This is a genomic window from Clavibacter lycopersici (assembly GCF_003576405.1).
Classification (GTDB): domain Bacteria; phylum Actinomycetota; class Actinomycetes; order Actinomycetales; family Microbacteriaceae; genus Clavibacter; species Clavibacter lycopersici.
The window spans coordinates 1-2,095 of record NZ_QWGT01000350.1; the positions used below are offsets into that span (position 1 = coordinate 1).

At 76.6% G+C, this 2,095-nt stretch carries 3 protein-coding genes; 2 read left to right on the top strand and 1 reads right to left on the bottom strand.

What is annotated here, in order from left to right; genetic code table 11:
- Positions 1-586, top strand: a 586-nt coding sequence (locus DZG00_RS14940; protein WP_119455791.1) for a hypothetical protein, incomplete at its 5' end; no start/stop codon positions are given.
- On the opposite strand, the gene DZG00_RS14945 is transcribed toward DZG00_RS14940, so the two are convergent.
- Positions 553-1,152, bottom strand: a complete 600-nt coding sequence (locus tag DZG00_RS14945; RefSeq protein WP_119383206.1) for a P-loop NTPase family protein — start codon at positions 1,150-1,152, stop codon at positions 553-555. The two genes, DZG00_RS14940 and DZG00_RS14945, sit on opposite strands and share 34 nt — an antisense overlap.
- Positions 1,153-1,279: 127 nt before the next feature.
- On the opposite strand from DZG00_RS14945, the gene DZG00_RS14950 reads away from it, so the two are divergent.
- On the top strand, positions 1,280-2,095 hold an 816-nt coding region (locus DZG00_RS14950; RefSeq protein ID WP_255414073.1), incomplete at its 3' end, for a glycoside hydrolase N-terminal domain-containing protein.

A 2,095-nucleotide genomic window follows, 5' to 3' on the forward strand; every position in this document is an offset into this window, starting at 1 on the left:
CATGCGCGCATCCCGGATCACCGTCGCCTGGGCCGGCCTCTGCGCCGCCGCCGTCCTCACGGTGAGCGGGTGCGCGGCGCCCGGCGGGGCGGGTGGCGGGCTCGCGGGCGAGGATCCGCCCGTCGTCCTGCCGACAGCCGAGCCGACACCGACGCCGACACCCGCCGACGACAGCACGGGCGGCTACGCGGAGTGCGCCGACGCCTCCCCCGCCGCGCTCGAAGCCGTGAACGCGAGCATCGCCGCGCACGACGGGCCGTTCCCCGGGCTGCGGCTCGACGGCCTCGAGACCCGGTGGGATGACGAGCAGCAGATCTGGACCCTCGCCGGGACGATCGGGCCCGTGGGCGACGACCCGGAAGCGGGTGCGGCATCCGATGACCGTGTGGCGCTGTGGGCCACGGACCAGGATCCGACGCGCGAGGACTTCGCGGGCACGCTCTGGTCGGCGGTGAACGGCGCCGACATGGTCTCCGACGCCCCGCAGCTCGGCTCGTTCCCGCAGCTGACGATGGACGGCCCGTCGCCGGCCGGGATGTGGTGCAGCGACCTCTACCCGGCTGCGGCCGGCGGCACCGGCGGCTGAGGCGGCCGACCCGCCCCCGGCAGCCCCCGCAGCCACACGTCGACCTCGCGGGGCGACCGCAGCCGCACGATCCGCAGGTGCGGGTGCTCGATGGCCGCGCGCGCGATGCGCTTCCGCACCTTCGCGCGCCCCTTCCAGCCCCACCGGACGATGTGGTCGGGGTTCGTGAGGATGGTCGCGAGCGGCGGCTCGACGTTGCCGTGCCACAGCGGAACGCGGTACCACCGGCGATGCAGCGTCCGGCGGATCAGGCGCCCCATGTGGACGCCCACCGGCAGGTCGAGCCAGACGAGGGTGTCGGCGCGCGACGGCAGCAGCTGCCCGAGCTGCGTCGTGTACTGCCACTCGGTGACCCAGGAGTCGCGGGCGGCGAGGGCCGACACGTCATCGCGGAAGCCGGGCAGCTCTGTCCAGCCGGGGCCGTGGAACAGGGCGTCGAGCTCCTCGTACGGCACGCCGGTGCGGGCCTGGATCCGGCGCGCGAGCGTGGTCTTCCCGGCCCCCGACGGCGCGCCGATGAGGATGCGCCGGGCGGGCGGATCGAGGCGGTCGACGGGTCCGAGCATCCCGCGATCCTAGGGCGGACGGCCGCGATGGCGTCGGGATCCGCCCCCGCTCCTTCCCCGCACGGGGCCCGGCCGGTACTTTGGTGCCGCCCGCAACGAAACGGACGCCGACCGGAAGGGGCCGATCATCCGATCGCTCTCGCGCGACGATGCGCACCTCACGACCGCCCCCACTTCCGTCTTCGCGACCGCGACCGCGGCGCCGACGTGGGAGGAGGGCGTCGTGGTCGGCAGCGGCCGCATCGGCGCCGTCGCGCACGGGCCGGCCGACGCGATCACCGTCTCCCTCGCGCACGAGCGCTGGTTCCCGCCGGTGAACGCGCGCCCGCACGCGCCCGACCTCCGGCCCCGCCTCGACGCGATCCGCGCGGCCCTCCTCGCGGGTGACGCCGACACGGCGAGCGCCGAGCTCCTCGCGGGCGCGCGGGACAGCGGCTACGGCGACGACCTCGTCTGGACGGATCCGCTCGGCATCTGCGCGACGCTCGTGGTCCGCACGGCGGGCGGCGTCGCGGGCGGCGCGGCGGGCATGCGGCGGACGATGGATCCCGTCGGCGGCGAGGCGGGGATCGAGTGGACCGACCTCACGGGCGGCCGTCATGCGCTGCGCCTCATCGCGCCGCGCGACGGCGCCGCCTGCTGGCTGGCGCTCGAGTCCGACCGGGAGACGGACACGGTCGTCGAGCTCGGCCTCGGGGCCGGTGACGCCACGTCGTGGGACACGGGCGTGCCCGACGCGTCCGCCGCGGTGCGGGCATCCGTAGCGGGTGGCGAGCGCGGGATCCTCACGGCCGAGGCGGGCGAGGACGGCGCCGACGCAGACGGCGCGGTCGGCGGCGCGGTGCGGTCGGTGACGGAGGTCGACGCCGGCACCGCATGGGACGTCGACGGCGGATCCGCGCGCACGACCGTCCGCACCGGGCCGGGCGCGACGCGGCTGCTG